The sequence below is a fragment of the Shewanella sp. A22 genome (assembly GCF_053850585.1).
The window spans coordinates 14,732-33,959 of record NZ_JBSQBN010000041.1 but is presented as its reverse complement, the minus strand read 5'-3'; the positions used below and the strand labels follow the sequence as shown (position 1 = coordinate 33,959).

Genomic DNA, 19,228 nt, shown 5'->3' with positions numbered 1-19,228 from the left:
GGTTTCAAAGTCCTTTATGCTTCGTTAGATGCTTTCAAAATAGAATCACTATTCGCTTCAATCATCTGCCTTGCCTACAGCACTTTGAACTCCCGCTGAAAGATCACATATTTAATAGGATTGGTATAACACCGTAATGCTACGCTATTGCAAAAATAGCGTGTAAAACAGTTTGGCGTAATGTTATGTAATTGTTTGTAAACACCGCTGTTAGCCTTTAACAATCAAAGATCCTTGCCTGCTCTGTCACCCTTCTGCTAATGTCCGAAACAAATAAAATAATAATTAAACAGGACGTTTGCTGTGAATGTTAAAACTTTAGGCTCTATTTCAATAGTTGCAGGGACGGCAATTGGGGGAGGCATGCTAGCCTTACCATTAGCGACTGCTGCCTTGGGGATAATCCCAGCGTTAATCTTATTGATGGTTATTTGGGGGTTATCGGCTTACACCTCGTTATTGATGTTAGAAATTAATCTTCACAGTGGTGTGGGCGACAATGTTCATGCCATTACAGGTAAAACCCTAGGAAAAGTTGGCCAACTTATCCAAGGTGGTTCATTTCTTAGCTTATTATTTGCGTTAACCATGGTCTATCTAATGGGTGGCTCATCGCTATTAGAAACGCGTTTACAGCCCATTGGTATTAACATGAGCAACCAAGTAGCAGTCATTCTGTTTACAGTGATTTTTGGTGGATTAATTGCCATCGGAGTAAAATGGATTGATAAAGTATCGCGCATTTTATTCACATCTATGGTGGTATTACTGGTCATTGTGGTGGCATTTTTATTACCTGATGTTAATTTAATCAATGCATTAAACAATTACTCAACTAACGTTGCCGAAGGTATGGCACTACAACAACTCTGGTTAGCTGCGATTCCTGTTGTATTCACCTCATTTGGGTTCCATGTCTGCATTGCAACCATTGTGCGCTACCTTGATGGCGATGCCATGTCATTAAGAAAAGTCTTGCTGATTGGTTCTACCATTCCATTAGCTTGTTACATTCTGTGGTTATTAGTGACCTTAGGTTCTTTAGGCGGTGAAACGGTTCATAGCTTTGGTGGCTCGCTACCAAAATTAGTTGCTGCATTGCAAGGGTTGGTTCAATCTAACCTTATTAGCCAAGCGATTGATCTGTTCGCAAATCTTGCCTTAATCACTTCATTTTTGGGTGTCACCATGAGCTTATTTGATTATGTTGCCGAACTCACCCGCGCCAAAGATGATGCAATTGGTCGTGCACAAACATGGTTAATAACCTTTGTACCACCGCTATTGTGTGCTCTCTATTACCCAGACGGTTTTTTTAAAGTACTCGGTTTTGCCGCAATTCCATTAGTAGTAATGATTATTTATTTGCCAATCACAATGGCATTAAAACAACGCTCACAACAATTGGACGGTTACCAAGTATCTGGTGGTCGCTTAGGGCTGATTATCGCAGGCTTACTTGGCACATTGATTGTTGTAGCGCAATTAATGGTAGCGTTGGCCTAAGTCATATATTAATGGATTTGTAAGCGAGTTTTGCAAACGCTATTAAGATGATTAAACATTTGTTAAAGTCAGGTTACGCCTGACTTTTTTGTCTCTATGGTTCAATGGTATTTCCCCCATATTTATAGATACAACTGGCAACACATTCATTACCAGCCCCCAAAAATGGAATTATATAATGAAAAAATGGTTATTAACTGTCGCAATAGCTACCAGCTTTGGCGCTACGGCAGATGAAGGTATGTGGCAACCACACCAACTCCCAGCAATGGCTGATGAGCTCAAAGCAAAAGGCTTAGAAATAAGCGCTGATTCAATTTCTAAATTGACTGAATTTCCAATGAATGCCGTTATCAGCCTCGGTGGTTGCACAGCATCATTTGTGTCGCCAAAAGGCTTAGTGGTCACAAATCACCACTGCGCATACGGTTCAATTCAGTACAATTCAACGCCCGACAAAAACCTCCTTAAAGACGGTTTTTTAGCCAAAAACTACGCCGAAGAATTACCAGCAACCCCGGGTTCACGCATTTTTGTGACTGAAGCGGTAACCAATGTTACCGATAAAGTGAAAGCGAACCAGATGGATAAGGTGGGTAATGACTTTTATAAGGGTATTGAACTACAAGAAAAAGCTTTAGTCGCTGAATGCGAGAAAGAAGACGGTTACCGCTGCCAAGTGTATAGCTTCCACGGCGGCTTAGAATATTATTTGGTTAAGCAGTTAGAAATTCGCGATGTACGGTTAGCCTATAACCCAGCAGCAAGCGTGGGTAAATATGGCGGCGATATCGACAATTGGATGTGGCCTCGTCATACCGGTGACTTCTCTTTTTATCGTGCGTATGTATCTAAAGATGGTAAGCCTGCTGATTTCAGCAAAGACAATGTCCCTTACGAGCCTAAAAGCTTCTTAAAAGTTTCGGCTAAAGGTGTCAGTGATGGCGACTTTGTGATGGTTGCTGGCTATCCTGGCCGCACTAACCGTTACCGCACGGCAGATGAAGTCAAAAACCAATTTGATTGGGCTTATCCTGAAGGAAAAGACCTACAAGAGCGCATGATTGACATCATCAAAGAAACGGCGCCAGAAGGCAGTGATGAACGAATTAAATACGAAAGCTTACTTGCTGGTTTAGCTAATTACGCCAAAAACTATACCTCGATGATTGAGTTTTATGGTAAATCAACCATGCTCGCTGATCGTAAAAAAGTAGAAAGTGATTTAGCCAATTGGATAAGCAAAGATAAAAAGCGCCAACAGCAATATGGCAAAACATTATCAAATTTAGAAAAGTTGGTTGCTAAAAGCCAAGAAAATCAACAACGTGATATTTTATTAGGTTATATCGGCTACACCACAATGATGACAACCGCGCGTGACTTGTACCGTTTAGCCAATGAAAAAACATTAGCCGACATGCAACGTGAGCCAGGTTATCAAGACCGTGACATGACTAACTTTACCTCAAGAATGGAACGCATTGATCGCCGTTATGCCGCTAATGTCGATAAAGCACTGTTAGCCGATTTACTGACCCGCTATGCATCACTACCCGCAGAGCAACATTTAACCTCTTTAGATAACGCTTTTGGTATAAACAATAAGTTTGATGCTAAAGCATTAGCTAAATCCCTCGACAACATGTACGCAAAAACCAAGCTAAGCAGCAAAGAAACCCGCTTAGCATGGATGAACAAATCAGTTGCCGAGTTTAAGGCATCTAAAGACCCATTCATCCAATTAGCCGTACAACTCTATGATGCAGACATGGCTCGCGAAAAAGAGGAAAAGCAATTAGCAGGTGACTTAATGAAAGTACGCCCACAATATATGGACGCTATCATTGCTTATAATCGCGAGTTAGGAAAACCCGTTTATGCTGACGCTAACTCAAGCTTACGTGTGACTGTCGGTAACGTTAAGGGTTATTCACCACAGGATGGTTTAGTTGCGGTACCTTTTACTCGTTTAGAAGGTATTTTAGCTAAAGACACGGGGATTGAGCCTTTCGATGCTCCGGCTAAACAACTTGAATTAATTAAGCAAAAAAAATACGGAGATTACTACATCAAAGCCGTTGATTCTGTCCCGGTTAACTTTTTATCGACTTTAGACACAACTGGTGGTAACTCTGGTTCACCAACGTTAAATGGCCGCGCAGAACTCGTCGGTTTACTGTTTGATGGTGTTTACGAAAGTATCATTGGTGACTGGGGATACGATGCACAAAGCAATCGTTCTATCCAAGTAGACAGTCGTTACATGCTTTGGGTAATGCAGTATTTAGACAATGCTGACAACTTATTAGCTGAAATGGAAATCGTTAAGTAATAATTGTTCAACATAACGCTCAGTTTACTGCGTGTTGAAGACTCAATAACTCTGCGGCCGTTAATGGCCGCATTGTTGTTTCTGCAAGATCACCTAGGCTGATATCCAACAACTGGGTGCGTTGTAAATCAATCACTTTATAACCAAGATTTTGACACATACGACGTATTTGTCGATTTAACCCCTGAGTTAATACTATCTCAAATCGATCTTCATCAGCTGCACAACTTAATGGGCTAATTTGGCAAGGTCGAGTATGCACATCACCATAAATAACCCCTTGCCCCATCGCCAATAGAAAATCAGCACTAATAGCCTTATCAACTTGGACCACATACGTTTTTGGATGATAGTAATCGGGATGCATTAACGCTTGCGTTAATTGGCCATCATTGGTGAGCAGCAATAATCCACGAGAATCTTTATCTAAACGACCTGCAGGATACAACCTTGGCAGGTTAGGTAATACATGTAGCAAACTACATGGATCAGTTACTAATAAACGGCAATCAACACCAACAGGTTTGTGATACAGCCAATACTGTTTATCTTGCACAGGTAGAATCGGTTTGTCGTCAACTAAAACCGTTACGGTTTCAGCAAGATTTATACGATCAGTATGCTTAGCGATTTGATGATCTATACTGACTCGACCGCTATCAATAAGCCGAGCCGACTGGCGCCTTGAAGCCACACCACACACAGCCAAATAATGACTTAATCGCATTGGAGTCATACTCAAAAAAGAAATAACATTAATGGGTTTCGAGTAATTGATACAGGTTTTGTTGTTGAGTTTTAATGGCAGTTAACATACTTAGCCCGAGGCTGATACACCACAAAATATTCGCCTGCGTTAATGACCACATCGCTAATGACACAATACAATACTGAGGAAAGTCAGTACTACACTCGGCAAAACCTAACAGGCTCCAATCAAACAGCGTCAATAATAACAAGCCGCTGCACAACGAAATAATACTCAACGACAGCATTCGCTTGCTCATAGTGCTACCTGGTTTGAAATAATCCACTAAGCATATGCAATGTAAAAAAATTGAGCTGAATAAATAGAGGGTAGACACCTTACGGTGTAAATCTAAAAAATTAACCGGAAACACCCCCATCAGCACGATGCTGCTCCCCACAACTCCGCCAACAATAGCTAAGTAACGACTGAGTAAATCAGGATAAGTGTTAAACACCGCCACCATCGCCAACAAGAAACATGAACCTCCCGCTAGCAATGACAAATTAAACACGACAGCCAATGATGAATTCATATAATCACCAAGAGAATCGGGGCGGATCATCAACATATCTAAACCGATATTATCGACTTGCGCTATCAATGCGCTTCCAACACCAAAAGAGCAAATGGCGGCAGCGGCCAATGACATAAATACAATCACTAGGTGTAAATCATAATTACGGACTCTATCTGTCACGGATCAACACTTTTGTCTAAAATGGGGAGTGAATGTTAACGCGGAAAACATAAAAGTAAAGCCCAAAACGACAATACCCAATCACTGGTGAATGGGTACTGATCGATTATGATTCATTAATCAAAATGCTGTCGAGTTAACTGCGCTTACGAAATATCACAATTGCTACTGCCGTTATCGCTAGGATCATACAATACCAAGCATTAGATATTGCAGTTAACGGGCTGATGGTAAACACAGATGCAATTAACAATGCTTGCGCACCATGTGGAATTAACCCTTGAATAATACAAGCAAAAATATCCAAAATACTCGCAGCTCGCTTGGGTGATACACCATGTTTCTCAGCAAGCTCTTTAGCGATATCACCCGTCACAACAATTGACACGGTATTATTAGCTACACAAGTATTGGTAGCGGCAACAATGGCAGCCATACCAAGCTCTGCGGCACGGGTTGAGGCTCCTCCATTGGCTTTAGAAAAACGTTTAATTAAACGCTCTATCTGTTTACTGACAAAGGTTAATCCACCTTGTTGCTGCATTAATGCCGCTAAACCACCCACCAACATCGACAGAATAAAAATCTCCTGCATATTAGTAAAACCAGTATAAATATCATTACCTAATTGAATAAAACTGTAATCAGAACTCAATACACCAGTCATACCAGCCAACACTATACCTAATGACAGCACCACAAATACATTTAACCCCGCAACCGCTAATACCAAAATGGTTAAATAGGGTAATACTTTTAGTATTTCAATATCCTGAGCAGCAATATCTGCATGCCCTTGGCCTGCAAACGAGAAAGCAATCAATGTGAGAATAGAGGCCGGAATCGAAAACACTAAATTTTCACGAAATTTATCTTTCATTTCACAACCTTGAGTACGAGTGGCCGCAATCGTAGTATCCGAAATAATCGATAGATTATCACCAAATAAAGCACCAGACATAACCGCTCCCGCCATTAAGGCGTAATCAATTTGAGCTTGATCAGCAACACCTAACGCTACTGGCGCAACGGCCGCAATCGTCCCCATGGATGTGCCCATGGATGTCGCAATAAATGCAGCGATAACAAAGAAGCCTGGTAGCAATAAATTTGAAGAAATAAACGACAAACCGAGTGCCACAGTAGCATCAACACCACCAGTGGCCTTAGCCACTGCAGCAAATGCGCCTGCCAATAAATAAATTAAACACATGGCAATAATATTGCTATGGCCAATACCTTCAATAAAGGTTTCTATCGCGTTATTGATGTGCTGTTTAGACAACAGCACAGCCAATACGATGGCAGGTAAAATAGCAATCACGCTGGGCAATTGGTAAAACGCATAATCAACACCCTGACTTTGGAAATATAAGCCAGCGCCAATAAATAATCCTAAAAATAAAAATAATGGCAATAAGGCCACAAACGACCCAGGGTTGTTTACGGCCGGGGTAACTGGTGAAGTAGCTTTGGTCAAAGTAATCTCTCTTTATCTTAACGGATAGGGATTGTTGGATGAGAAAAGCGAGTACGACACAATCTCGGTCATCGGTGATAATTTAACAACACGTTTAACGGTGCTAAATATTGCAGTCACATCATAACAAGTTGTGCCAAGAATAAGAGAACTCTTCACGCCTGTCAATCTAGACGTCTAGACTTCTTTGCCTCCAGAGTACTTTTTCTTCTAAAACTTGAATACTGCTACAACTACTTAACATAAACATAATCAATTTATCGATTTAACGCTATTTTTAATGTAAAAAATTGATTTAAATTAGTATTACCTTAACGGCCATTTGTTATGCTGAATGCTACTCACTGGCCCATCTCATGAACGTGAATCATTTACAATGAACAGTTCAATCGGGATGCTCAAACGAGGTGTAATATGCAACATAAACCCGACAGGATCAGTGCGATGAAACAGCTCATCGCCCAAGCAAAACAAGCCTTCCCATTAGACTCACCAGACATCTTTCGTTGTGGCCCCAGCAACAGCTGTGTAGGTTGTCCAAAAAAATTATTGGATCTGGTCGACTCAGAACTAAACTATTGGGAAACCGCCATCTATCAAGGTGTCACTCCCTCTTTCGGTGATCTTAGTCGTTTGGGAAAGCTATGTAAAAATGTCCATCGCGGTTTAGCACGTAATAATATCCAGCTTAATTCGTCCCAGAAAACGTAAAAAGCCCACAAAATGTGGGCTTAAGAAATTGAAAAAAAGGCATTATTCGTCGGCATCACCCAGCGACAACAATGTCGCGTTACCACCAATTGCAGTAATATTATTCGTGCGTGTTTTTTCGGTCACAAAACGCGTTAAGTAATGTGGACCACCCGCTTTAGGTCCCGTACCCGATAACCCTTGACCACCAAATGGTTGCACGCCAACAACGGCCCCGATTTGATTACGGTTTATGTACACGTTACCCACATTGACTTTATCAGCTAATGATAGTGCATGACCTTCGTTACGGCTGTGGATCCCTAACGTTAAGCCAAAACCTGTGCTATTGATTTCATCAACCACTTTTGCTAAATCTGCCGCTTTATAACGGATAATATGCAAAATAGGGCCAAAATGCTCTTTTTCTAGCATCTTTATCGAGTTGATCTCAACTGCAGTAGGTGCAACAAAATGACCGTTTTCAGTACCAGCAGGTAACTCAAGTTTATTGATGAGTTTACCAACTTGGCAGATATGATCGATATGAGCATTCAAGTTCGCTTTGGCGGTGGCATCAATCACTGGGCCTACATCGGTTTTAACCGAACTAGGATTACCTATCACTAATTCCTCCATGGCACCTTTCATCACTTCAATCACGCGCTCAGCGATATCTTCTTGTAAAAATAGCACTCGCAATGCAGAACAACGTTGACCTGCACTGGTAAACGATGAAGAAACCACATCGTTTACTACTTGTTCTGGTTGTGATGTTGAGTCAACCACCATGGCATTTTGACCACCGGTTTCCGCGATTAATGGAATAATAGCGCCATCACGGTTTGCCAAAGTACGGTTAATCAATTTTGCGGTACCGGTCGAGCCAGTAAAACATACTCCGCCAATACGCTCATCAGCGGTGATTGCAGAACCGACAACAGCGCCAGTGCCGGGTAAAAACTGCAATACATCGGTAGGAATACCAGCTTCATGTGCCAGTTGCACTGCACGATAACCCACTAAACAAGTTTGCTCTGCAGGTTTAGCTATCACAGTATTACCTGCTGCTAATGCTGCAGAAATCTGGCCTAAGAAAATCGCTAACGGGAAGTTCCATGGGCTAATGCACACAAAAATACCGCGGCCTTGTAAAAAAAGCTCATTCAACTCGCCTGTTGGGCCTGGAAGTAACTCAGGCTTAGCCATCATTTTCTTAGCTTGTACGGCATAGTAACGACAAAAATCTACCGCTTCGCGTACTTCATCAATACCGTCTTGGATACTTTTACCCGCTTCTCGAGTACATAACACAATCAACTCTTCACGGTTTTCTTCTAGCAAGTCGGCTAACTTTTGCAATGCGTTTGCACGGGTTTCTACTGATGTACGAGCCCAGCGAGCAAAAGCAGTATCTGCACTGGCAATGGCTTGTTCAATCGCGTTGGCATCAGCAAATGCGACTTTGCCAACAGTTAATGAAGTATCAAAAGGGCTAACAACAGTTTGAACTTCACCCGTTAAGGTTTGCCCGTTTACTAACGGACCTGCTGTCCATTGAGTATCACTATATTTATCCAGCGCAGCAAAAAAGGGCTCTGACTCAGAAATAATGTTCATATTTAATCCTTTAGAGTTTTTACGTTCTGCACCGAAAATATCAGCCGGTTTAACAATTTTTTGATTAGCTAACGACTTGTAACCTAATAAGGTCACGAGTGGATGAATCACCAAGCTTTCAATTGGCGTATTAGGGTCAACGAGTTTATGTACAAATGAAGTATTGGCACCGTTTTCCAGTAAACGACGGACTAAATACGGCAGTAAATCTTTATGAGCACCAATAGGAGCATAGATACGTACTACTTTAGCACCGCTTTCAGCTAGCATGGTGTCGTAAAGCTCTTGGCCCATACCATGCAAACGTTGGTATTCATATAAACGGTCGCCAGCCATAGCATCAATACTAGCGACGGTCTGGGCATTATGGGTGGCAAACTGTGGGTATATTGCACCACGAGTTGTATCGGACAACAAATAACGTGCACAAGCTAAATAAGACACATCGGTGCCGGCTTTGCGGGTATAAAGTGGATAACCACCTTCACCAGTCTGTTGCGCCCATTTAAGCTCGCTGTCCCAATAAGCGCCTTTAACTAACCGCAGTGGAATTTCGTCACCTTGATCTTTTGCAAGACGTGTTATCCAACACAGTGCAGGTAAACAACGTTTAGAATAAGCTTGCACTACAATGCCTAACAAACCCCAACCTTTAGCGGCTTCAGACTGATAAAGTTGCTTAAACAACTTTAACGATAACTCAAGGCGATCAACTTCTTCGGCATCAATAGAAATGCCGACATTCAACTCACGCGCTTGAACAATCAATTTAATCACAGTGCCATAAAGCTCGGTTAATACACGATCTTCATTCGCCACTTCATAACGCGGATGCAATGCAGATAACTTGATCGAAATAGTCGGTCTTGGTGAATCAGATTCTGCATATTGTTGAGCACCTAAATCGCGGATAGCATTACTATAATCCGTGAAATACTTCTGCGCGTCGATGGTCGTTAATGCAGCTTCACCTAACATGTCATAGCTATGGGTATAACCAAGCTTACGTTTAGCTTCGCTATTTTTCAGCGCTTCTTTAACATCGCGGCCCAAAACAAACTGCTTACCCATAATCTTCATCGCCGCTAACATCGCTTGGCGGATCATCGGCTCACCGACACGATTGACCAAGCGTTTAAGCAAGTGACTTGGCGTACCATCTATATTACGGTCTAATTTTACAACTCTACCCGTTAACATTAAGCCCCAAGTAGAAGCATTAACCAGTAATGAATCACTTCGATTAAGGTGTTCATCCCACTGGGCACCAGACAGTTTGTCTTGAATTAATGCATCTGCTGTTTCCGCATCAGGAATACGCAGTAAAGCTTCAGCTAGACACATTAAGATAATGCCTTCTTTCGTTTCTAGGCTGTATTGCTGCAAAAAGGCATCAATACCCACCATAAGGCCTTTTTTCTCAAACTGACGCACTTTGCTCACAAGCTCATGGGCACGACAAGTCACTTGATCTATGTCTTTTTCAGACGAAGGTACAAGTTTAATTAACTCAGCTAGGTATTGCTCTTCGTCGACAATGTAGTTGTTGGTCACTGCAGTAAACAGCTCTTCAAGAGTGGCATTGTCATAGCGGCCGTCCAGTACTTCACTCGCTTTGAACATAGTATTCGCTTCCATCTGGGTCGGATTAAGGATGGTTATTATGGTTATTGAATGGACACTGTATTCACGAATATTTTATTTTGTATACAATGTACGATCTGCGTTTTCGGCGATTATACATTCAAAATGTGAACTTGGACACTATAGTTGAAAAAATACTATTAATTGTTTAATTAAGATCACTGCACATATAAAAATAACGTGATAGAGGCGCATCAACTATAAAGAAAACAAATTTAAGCCATTGTAAAACAACGATTAATACTAGATTGTATTTTTTAAAAAGCTCAGATGTAATCAATAACCAAAAAGAAATAAAAAAAGCCAACGTTTGAAACGCTGGCTTTTTCACAATAATATTAATGGCATAGTTCTGTCACTGAAAGCTCACCAAAACCTAGTGTTACATCCAGCGGCTTTTGTTGCGGCGCTGAGGACGAGGTAAATACACGAGTAAAATACCAATCAATGCGCCAATACCAGCAATTAACCCACCTTGCTGCCACATTTCATAACGTTGGTTATCAGCTACTTGCTGTACTTTTGCCTTTGCTTCATCTCGCTCTTTAATCGCTTTCGATAATGCGGTATTTAGTTCAGTCACTTTATCATTAGCCAGCTTTAGATACTCTTCGGCATTATTCGTACTATGGGTAATGTCATTTAATTGCTCATTGGCTTGCTTTAGTTGCGCTTCCATCTCAGGGAAACGCTCGCGAAAACTAGGTTGATCGGTAACGAGACTGCTTAATACCCAACCTTCACGACCTTTATGATCGATAATTTGAGTAAAATCACCTTCAGTGTTACCTAATAGTGTTATCGGTTGACCCGCTTCGACACTTCCAAGAATGCGAAACTCAGTACCCGGTCCACCGTGAATATAGGTGAACACATCATCAGAAATAAAGCGTGTTGGTTCTTGGGCTGCAAACACGCCACTTGGTGCAAGTAAAAATATAAGAATTGAAAGTACTCTTAACACGGTATTTATCCAAACTCAGAAAACTTGTTGTCATGCTATTTATTAAATGCCCTGAATGCAAGAAGGAAGTCATATGACTTCCTTCTTAAATGCATTTAACATTCACATTTCTGCAAAAATATCATACGTATTGGTTAAATTAGCTAAAGATACTCTTAATAATAAAGAAGAATACAATAGATAATGCAGCACCTGCTGGCAAGGTAACAACCCAAGACACAACAATGTTACGCACAACACCAATATTAATTGCCGCAATACCACGCGCCATTCCCACACCCAACACTGCACCCACTAAGGTTTGCGTTGTTGAAATAGGTAACCCTGTACCAGAAGCAATAACCACAGTCGATGCCGCGGCTAATTCAGCAGCAAAACCACGACTTGGGGTTAAATGAGTGATGTTTTTACCAATGGTTTGCATTACTCGTTGGCCAAAAATAGCTAAACCCAACACAATACCTACTGCACCAAGTGGCAAAATCCACCACGCAAGGACAGCCTTAGCACCAATTACACCACCACTTTCAACCACAGAAACCACTGCAGCTAATGGGCCAATTGCATTAGCAACGTCGTTAGACCCATGAGCAAAAGCCATACAACACGCCGTAACAACCATTAAAATAGCAAATACTTTTTCAACATTGCCATATTGGGTTTTTAAGTCGGCTTTGTTACTCATTTTTAAACGACTAATCGCTATTTTACCTATAATACCCACTAGCGCAGCAACAACAGTAGCTAAAAGATAAGCTTCCATTGTTGAAAAATGTATACCGACATGCTTTAACCCTTTTGTTATCGTCACAAGTGACATTACAAAACCGGCCAATGCCATGTAGAAAGGCACATATCGCTTAGCATTACTTAATGGGTCATCTGTGTTAAATATTAGTTTTTGAACACTTTGGAAAATGATAAAGGCAATAAAACCAGAAATTGCCGGTGTCACAACCCAAGAACCAACGATACCACCTACTTTACCCCATTCCACAGCGTCGGCACTGACACCCACAGCAGCAAAACCTACAATAGCACCAATAATTGAATGGGTTGTAGACACTGGCCAGCCTAATGCGGAGGCTACCACCAACCAAATACCAGCAGCAAGTAATGAGGCAATCATGCCATATACCAACAACTCAGGAACGGCAGTAAAATAACTGGCGTCGATAATACCTTTACGAATGGTACTGGTGACTTCACCGCCGGCTAGAAAAGCACCGGCAAACTCAAAGATCATTGCAATAATAATCGCTTGTTTAATGGTAATGGCATTAGAACCCACAGAGGTTCCCATTGCATTGGCTACGTCGTTTGCACCAATACCCCATGCCATCAAAAATCCAAATGCAGCCGCAATCATAATAAGAATAGGGCCGTTGGTGACTAATACATCAACCATGTTGTTTCCTTGATAACCTTTGTGATTAGTTACGAGCTAGCATTAGCTCTAGGCGGGAACCTACACGCTCAGCAATATCTGCTAAACCTCCAACCCATTCAATTATTTTGTATGTGAACATCACATCAATTGGATTCAATTCAGATTCTAATGCATATAACTGACGACGCACTTGAATTTGTAAATCATCAGAATCTTCTTCGATAACATCTAATTCATTAATCATTTTAGCCACTAACTGAACTTCACGACCACGGAAACCGGTTTCGAGTAAATCATCGAGTTCGTTAATTGCCCGCTTGGCAAGTGATACCGCATCTAAACAACGTTTTAGATAGGCACCAAAAGCATCTTGCATCGGTTGAGGGAGGACTAATTGACGGCCAATAATACGGCCAGAGATATCTTTTGCCTTGTTAGCGATTTTGTCTTGTTGAGTTAATAACTCAAGCAAGTCAGTACGTTCAACAGGCATGAATAATCCACCGGGTAGAGTCAGGCGAATTTCACGTTTAAGTGAATCTGCATCTTTTTCAAGCAAACTAATTTGCTTGCGTATCCTTATCGCTTCATCCCAGTCGCCTGAATTGGTTGCGTCAAAGAAAGGAACAAGGAGTGATGCACACTCATGTACTTTGTCAATATGTTGTTCTAAAGGCTTAAGAGGTGATTTTGCAAACACACCTAAAATAGAGTTTACTGGCATTGCCGTTTACCTATTTAGTTAATTCCAGTTTGGAAAAAGCGGGCGCATGTTAACCCAAGCGTCCGCATAATGAAACTGTGTTTTTTAATTTCGTACGACAGTTTCTCTGTTATCGTTGCTCAGTATATATGATGCGAGCAACGCTATACTAAGAGATTTTTATTACAGCAATGTGACATTATGAAGATAATATGACGCATTAGTGAACATTTAATGACAAGGCAAACACAAAGTCAATGGACGCAGAAATAGAGTTAAAACTATTCATTCAACCACAACATCATGATTTATTGATAAAAATATTGAATGAATACCCTGATTCGACCCCGCAAGGGCAGAAGAAACTCACCAACGGATATTTCGATACAGACGATTTACAACTGCGCCGTTGGGATATGGGGTTACGTGTAAGAGGGTTTGACAATCAACTAGAACAGACCATAAAAACAGCAGGCCGTGTTGTAGGTGGGCTCCATTCACGCCCAGAATATAATGTTAGCATTGATCAAAAAACACCGATCTTGTCACGTTTCCCTAAAGAAATTTGGCCCGCTGATAATAATCTTGACAAAGTATCATCATCGTTAGAGTGTATTTTCGAAACCAATTTTGAACGCCAAACTTGGCATATACACATCAACGATAGCTTAGTTGAAGTAGCATTAGATGTGGGTGAAATCATCGCTCAGCACCATATAGACCCCATATGCGAACTTGAGTTTGAATTACTTACGGGTGACACATCAGCTCTATTATTGCTCGCCACTCACATTGCAAAATCAGTGCCTTTACGCTTAGGAAAAGCCAGTAAAGCGCAGCGTGGTTATCAGCTTGCAGGTAAATCTAAGCCATTTGCTATCGAGCATATTGAATACGTGTCGTTAGCTAAAAATAATAACATACAACAAGCCGTGTGCATCTTATTAGAAACAGGTCTTGAGCGTTGGCAACTGGTTGAAAATATTTTAACGACCTCAACCGATGATCTGCATAAGCAATCATCCTTATGGGTGGAATTACTTCGTTGTGTGCGCTTACTTAGGTTAACGCTAGATCAATTTGGGTTGTCAACCCAACAAACCAGCCTATTATTTGAGCACCTCGAGCAATCCCTCCAATTTGTTAAGCCACTACAAAGTTGCTGTTTATTGTTGCAAGATGAGGCTAACTCGCTAGCTAACATTAATAATAAATCTCTTGTATGCCAGCAACTAGAAAAACATATCAGCTCAATGTCTATTGCAACCCAGCTCAACTCAATATGGCAACATCCTGAATATGGTCAATTACAATTAGCATTAGTTGATTTGTTGTTAACCATTGAAAGTGGTCAGCATCAATTGAACAAATACCCAGAACTGAGTTCATTTGCCGACCAATTACAGCAAGCATCATGGAAGCGTATTATTAAATTAATGCCAAGCACATCTGAAATGAATAGCATAGATTACCAGCATGTTGCCGATGCATTAGATGAAAGTATCTTAGTGGGGTTTGCTTATGGTGAAATGTACCAAACCAAAAAGCGTGAAGTATTCCGTGCCCCGTGGCAGGATTTAGCATTAGGGATCAGCACACTGGCCGCCTATAAAATTTTACGGCAACTGAATAAAAGACATCAGTTAGCGATTGAGTCTTGGCTAGACAACAAAGAAACCAGCTTGTTATTTGCGATGGAACACTCACGAAAAAGTGCTTTAAAAGCACCAACATACTGGTAAGCTCAGCAGAGCTGAATAAAGCAAATAAGCCGCACAATAGAAAACAGGAGAATATTATTATTCTCCTGTTTTAAGGTGGATATCATAAGTCTAAATAAGACAAATATTAATGGTTAATAAACCACTTATTTTGCTAGTGCTTGTTTTACGCGCCGGCCGTAATCAACATCCGCTTTAGTAAAGTGATCAACCATTTTTTGTTGAACATCTAAGGTCGTCTGACTTAGCGAACCCGCAATTGTTTCAACTAAACGATTTTTCTCATCATCACTGAAAATACGATAAAGATTACCCGCTTGAGTATAATCATCTTGGTTATAACGACTATACCGAGCAGCTTCACCCTCTAAACGTAATGGCGGCTCTGCGAAATCAACAACTTCGGTTAATGGAGCCTGAGTGTTTGGACCATAATTCACACTCGCATCACCACCAGTTTGGCTACCTTGATAAAGACACTGCGTACCAGCCATTGCCCCTGCACGTTGATGATGATTCGCTTTCGCGGCATGCGGACAATTTACAGGTAACTGGTTATAATTAGTCCCAATACGATAACGCTGCGCATCAGCATAAGAGAATAAGCGCGCTTGCAACATTTTGTCTGGCGATGCCCCCACTCCAGGCACTAAGTTACTCGGGGCTAATGCAACTTGCTCCACTTCAGCAAAGTAATTTTGTGGTAATCGATTTAACTCAAGTACACCCACTTCAATCAACGGATAATCACTATGCGGCCATACTTTGGTCAAATCAAACGGATTAATGGCGTAAGTATTGGCATCTGCTTCTGGCATAATTTGTAGATTCACAGTCCAACGTGGGAAGTTAGCATCTGTAATAGCGGCTACCATGTCACGTTGTGATGAATCAGGGTCGATACCTTTTAGTATATCCGCTTGTTCGCCCGTTAAATTCACTACGCCTTGTTGTGACTTAAAGTGAAACTTAACCCAAAAACGTTCGCCTTTTGCATTCCAAAACGAGAATGTATGCGAACCGTAACCGTGCATTTGTCTATAGTTAGCAGGAATGCCACGGTCTGACATTAAAATAGTCACTTGATGCATCGACTCAGGATTTAGCGACCAAAAGTCCCACATCGCTTGCGGGTCTTTTACATTGGTTTGCGGGTGACGTTTTTGAGTATGAATAAAATCAGGAAACTTAATACCATCACGGATAAAGAATGTTGGCGTGTTATTACCAACAATATCATGGTTACCTCGTGCAGTATAAAAACGTAAACCAAAACCACGTGGGTCACGCTCTGCATCAGCGGAGCCCATTTCGCCACCTACCGTTGAGAAACGTATAAACGTTTCTGTTTGTTTACCAGCGCCATTAAAATGATCCGCTATGGTAAATTCACTTAAATCCTTAGTTAGTGTAAATGTACCGTACACCCCCGTTCCTTTAGCATGAACCACGCGCTCAGGAATGCGTTCACGATTAAAGTGAGCAAGCTTTTCTATTAAATGCCAATCTTGTAAAAGTAGAGGGCCACGTTCACCAGCCGAGATTGAATTTTGATCATCTGCTACTGGGGCGCCATTTTGGCTGGTTAAATAATTACCTTGATTCATTTGTTGCTCCTATGCGCGGTCTTCTAACCACTGCTCAATTAAGTCGTAAACTGTTGCCATGATGATTTCCCTCACTCAACTCATCACTCGATGGAGACATAATAGAAGCCTAACGCAATTATTAAAAACGATTAAAATAGATAAGGGCAACCTTTAAAAGCGATTTAGATAATTGTCAGTAATTGAAAAAATAGATGACGAGTAACCGCAGGCAATAAAAAAGCCAAAATTTTCATTTTGGCTTTGTCAGTAAACAGATTAATTACTCTGATGGTGGGGGCGGATCGCGATATAACTTAACCAAATAATAAGCATCAATTAACACAATAAAAAAGTTAACCAGTGCCACTGGAATAGCATCAATAGCCAAACCATAAGCCACAAACAACCCAGCACCAAGTAGGTTCCACCAGCGTAATTTCTTAATGTTAGACATCATCAATGAAATAGCTACAACGACTGAAGCTAAATAACCAACCCATTCCCAGATATTTATACTGTCCATGGATGTTCCTTGTAGTAAATGCAAATACACAATTTAAGCCACTGACAACGTAGGTTAACGCTGTAATTAGCAGAAAAACTGCCAACTATAGCCAAATAGATAACCGGCGGCTACATAAGCTAACCATTGTAAATTTATAATACATGACTCAACATACTAAAAACCTTGATCGATTGCAGGTTCCACTTACCATTAATGATAATAACTTATCGCTCAACCACTGCTGCGGTCATGCGTGAAATACAGCATAACTCCCCAGCGCTATTGCGGATCAAGATTTCCCAAACCGAACTGCGTTTTCCCAAGTGTACGGGTTTAGCCGTTGCCGTTAACTCACCATTTCGCGATGCTTTTAAATGATTAGCGTTGATTTCTTGGCCTACACAATAGTAACGATTAAAGTCGACCACAAAGTTGGCGGCATAACTGGCTACGGTTTCCGCGAGTGCGACATTCGCGCCACCATGCACAATACCCAGTGGATTATGTATCGAAGGATTGGCAGGCATAGTTGCTACCATATAGTCATCGCCAATTTCAGTAATTTTAATGCCTAAGGTTTGCATTAAGGTGCCTTTACCCTGCATCCCAGCATCTAAACGAGCACAATCTTCTAAAGTAACAGTCTTAAACCAAATACTCATCTTTAACGTCCATCATTACATTGTTAGAAGTTCAGTGTACTGATTAGCTTAAACTTTTAAAAGGTAAACGCGAGTAAGAATGCTCACTTATGGAAAGGATCCGCAGCTCTTATTGTTGCATCCAATCCTCCCTCCCTAGCAACACATTAAGTCACTAATTCGCTTTGGCTTTGATAGGTTTGGGCCCAACGCAATAACTCAACTCGGTTGCGTGATTCGGTTTTACGAAAAATAGAAGAAATATGTGCTTTCACAGTATGTTCACTAATACACAAACGCTGGGCGATTTCTTTATTGCGCGCTCCACTAGAAACGAGTTGAATAATGGTTCTTTCTCGGCTTGTGAGTCTTTGGAGCATGGCAACCGTAACGGCAGGAATTTCAGCACCTGTATCTAACTGTTGGACTAAGCGTCTAAAAATTTTACTGATCAATGGGCGGTCGTACCACAACTCATCTGACACCATTTTACGCAAACCCGTTAGCATTAAATCCATACGTTGGTCGCTGTACAATAAGCCACGAACACCAGAAAGCAATGCCGACTCTTGATCGAGCGAGCCACGTTCAACTTGGTATAGTGCAACGGGGACATGAGCCACTAAACGCGATACCAATAGGGGAATACCCTTATTGTCTAGAGCTGCACCTTTTTGTGAAATGAAGTAAAAATTATTGGATTTTTGTTCTAGTTCTAACTCTGTAGCATGTTTTACGATTCGAGTTTTTAACCCGATAGATTCAGCAAGAATAGCTAAATGGCAAGGTGCAGCGATTTGATGTAAAAACACCAATTCATCGATATTAGAATTCATCACTCTTCTCCCTGAAAAGTACTTAAATTGCTCAACTCGCTTTGAACACATCCTGAAGCTATATACTACACGTAAATAAAATACGTTAACTAGCCATCAGTTTAGGATGAGCAGATAATTTACTTTTTATGTCGTTGTATTAGAGCATTTCACTTA

General features: G+C 41.1%; 15 protein-coding genes. 4 read left to right on the top strand and 11 right to left on the bottom strand.

Going from position 1 to position 19,228, the window contains the following annotated elements:
• Positions 1-303 precede the first annotated feature (303 nt).
• Positions 304-1,506, top strand: coding sequence for an aromatic amino acid transport family protein (locus tag ACWXWT_RS09665; protein ID WP_456041375.1), 1,203 nt, complete (start codon positions 304-306; stop codon positions 1,504-1,506).
• Between the two features lie 178 nt (positions 1,507-1,684).
• Positions 1,685-3,841 (top strand): S46 family peptidase, encoded by a 2,157-nt coding sequence (locus ACWXWT_RS09660; RefSeq protein ID WP_456041374.1) that lies wholly within the window; start codon positions 1,685-1,687, stop codon positions 3,839-3,841.
• Between the two features lie 19 nt (positions 3,842-3,860).
• Here ACWXWT_RS09660 and ACWXWT_RS09655 read toward each other — a convergent pair whose 3' ends face one another.
• The 3 genes from ACWXWT_RS09655 to ACWXWT_RS09645 form a co-directional block, all read right to left on the bottom strand.
• Positions 3,861-4,568: an RNA pseudouridine synthase gene (locus ACWXWT_RS09655; RefSeq protein ID WP_456041373.1), complete on the bottom strand. Its 708-nt coding sequence runs from the start codon at positions 4,566-4,568 to the stop codon at positions 3,861-3,863.
• Positions 4,569-4,596: 28 nt separating this feature from the next.
• Positions 4,597-5,289 (bottom strand): hypothetical protein, encoded by a 693-nt coding sequence (locus tag ACWXWT_RS09650; protein ID WP_456041372.1) that lies wholly within the window; start codon positions 5,287-5,289, stop codon positions 4,597-4,599.
• A 136-nt stretch (positions 5,290-5,425) separates the two neighbouring features.
• Complete coding sequence (locus ACWXWT_RS09645) at positions 5,426-6,769, bottom strand: Na+/H+ antiporter NhaC family protein (protein ID WP_456041371.1); 1,344 nt, start codon at positions 6,767-6,769, stop codon at positions 5,426-5,428.
• A 414-nt stretch (positions 6,770-7,183) separates the two neighbouring features.
• Here ACWXWT_RS09645 and ACWXWT_RS09640 point away from each other — a divergent pair, with 414 nt between their 5' ends.
• On the top strand, positions 7,184-7,480 hold the full coding sequence (locus ACWXWT_RS09640) for a hypothetical protein (RefSeq protein ID WP_456041370.1): 297 nt from the start codon (positions 7,184-7,186) through the stop codon (positions 7,478-7,480).
• Positions 7,481-7,522: 42 nt separating this feature from the next.
• On the opposite strand, the gene putA is transcribed toward ACWXWT_RS09640, so the two are convergent.
• The 4 genes from putA to ACWXWT_RS09620 all read right to left on the bottom strand — a co-directional run bounded on the left by putA (position 7,523) and on the right by ACWXWT_RS09620 (position 13,801).
• On the bottom strand, positions 7,523-10,717 hold the full coding sequence (gene putA, locus ACWXWT_RS09635; RefSeq protein WP_456041369.1) for a bifunctional proline dehydrogenase/L-glutamate gamma-semialdehyde dehydrogenase PutA: 3,195 nt from the start codon (positions 10,715-10,717) through the stop codon (positions 7,523-7,525).
• A 388-nt stretch (positions 10,718-11,105) separates the two neighbouring features.
• On the bottom strand, positions 11,106-11,687 hold the full coding sequence (locus tag ACWXWT_RS09630; protein ID WP_456041368.1) for a TIGR04211 family SH3 domain-containing protein: 582 nt from the start codon (positions 11,685-11,687) through the stop codon (positions 11,106-11,108).
• Between the two features lie 139 nt (positions 11,688-11,826).
• Complete coding sequence (locus ACWXWT_RS09625; RefSeq protein WP_456041367.1) at positions 11,827-13,095, bottom strand: inorganic phosphate transporter; 1,269 nt, start codon at positions 13,093-13,095, stop codon at positions 11,827-11,829.
• A gap of 25 nt (positions 13,096-13,120) precedes the next feature.
• On the bottom strand, positions 13,121-13,801 hold the full coding sequence (locus tag ACWXWT_RS09620) for a TIGR00153 family protein (protein WP_456041366.1): 681 nt from the start codon (positions 13,799-13,801) through the stop codon (positions 13,121-13,123).
• Positions 13,802-14,037: 236 nt separating this feature from the next.
• Between ACWXWT_RS09620 and ACWXWT_RS09615 the strand changes: the two genes are divergently transcribed.
• Positions 14,038-15,522, top strand: coding sequence for a CYTH domain-containing protein (locus ACWXWT_RS09615; protein ID WP_456041365.1), 1,485 nt, complete (start codon positions 14,038-14,040; stop codon positions 15,520-15,522).
• Positions 15,523-15,647: 125 nt separating this feature from the next.
• Here ACWXWT_RS09615 and katB read toward each other — a convergent pair whose 3' ends face one another.
• From katB to ACWXWT_RS09595, 4 genes are all read right to left on the bottom strand, one after another.
• Positions 15,648-17,108, bottom strand: coding sequence for a catalase KatB (gene katB, locus ACWXWT_RS09610; RefSeq protein WP_456041364.1), 1,461 nt, complete (start codon positions 17,106-17,108; stop codon positions 15,648-15,650).
• A 262-nt stretch (positions 17,109-17,370) separates the two neighbouring features.
• Entirely contained in the window at positions 17,371-17,613 is a 243-nt protein-coding gene (locus ACWXWT_RS09605) for a YgjV family protein (protein WP_456041363.1), read from the bottom strand.
• Between the two features lie 206 nt (positions 17,614-17,819).
• A complete protein-coding gene (locus tag ACWXWT_RS09600) occupies positions 17,820-18,257 on the bottom strand; it encodes a PaaI family thioesterase (RefSeq protein WP_456041362.1) in 438 nt (145 codons plus the stop codon).
• A 146-nt stretch (positions 18,258-18,403) separates the two neighbouring features.
• On the bottom strand, positions 18,404-19,072 hold the full coding sequence (locus ACWXWT_RS09595) for a response regulator transcription factor (protein ID WP_456041361.1): 669 nt from the start codon (positions 19,070-19,072) through the stop codon (positions 18,404-18,406).
• Positions 19,073-19,228 lie beyond the last annotated feature (156 nt).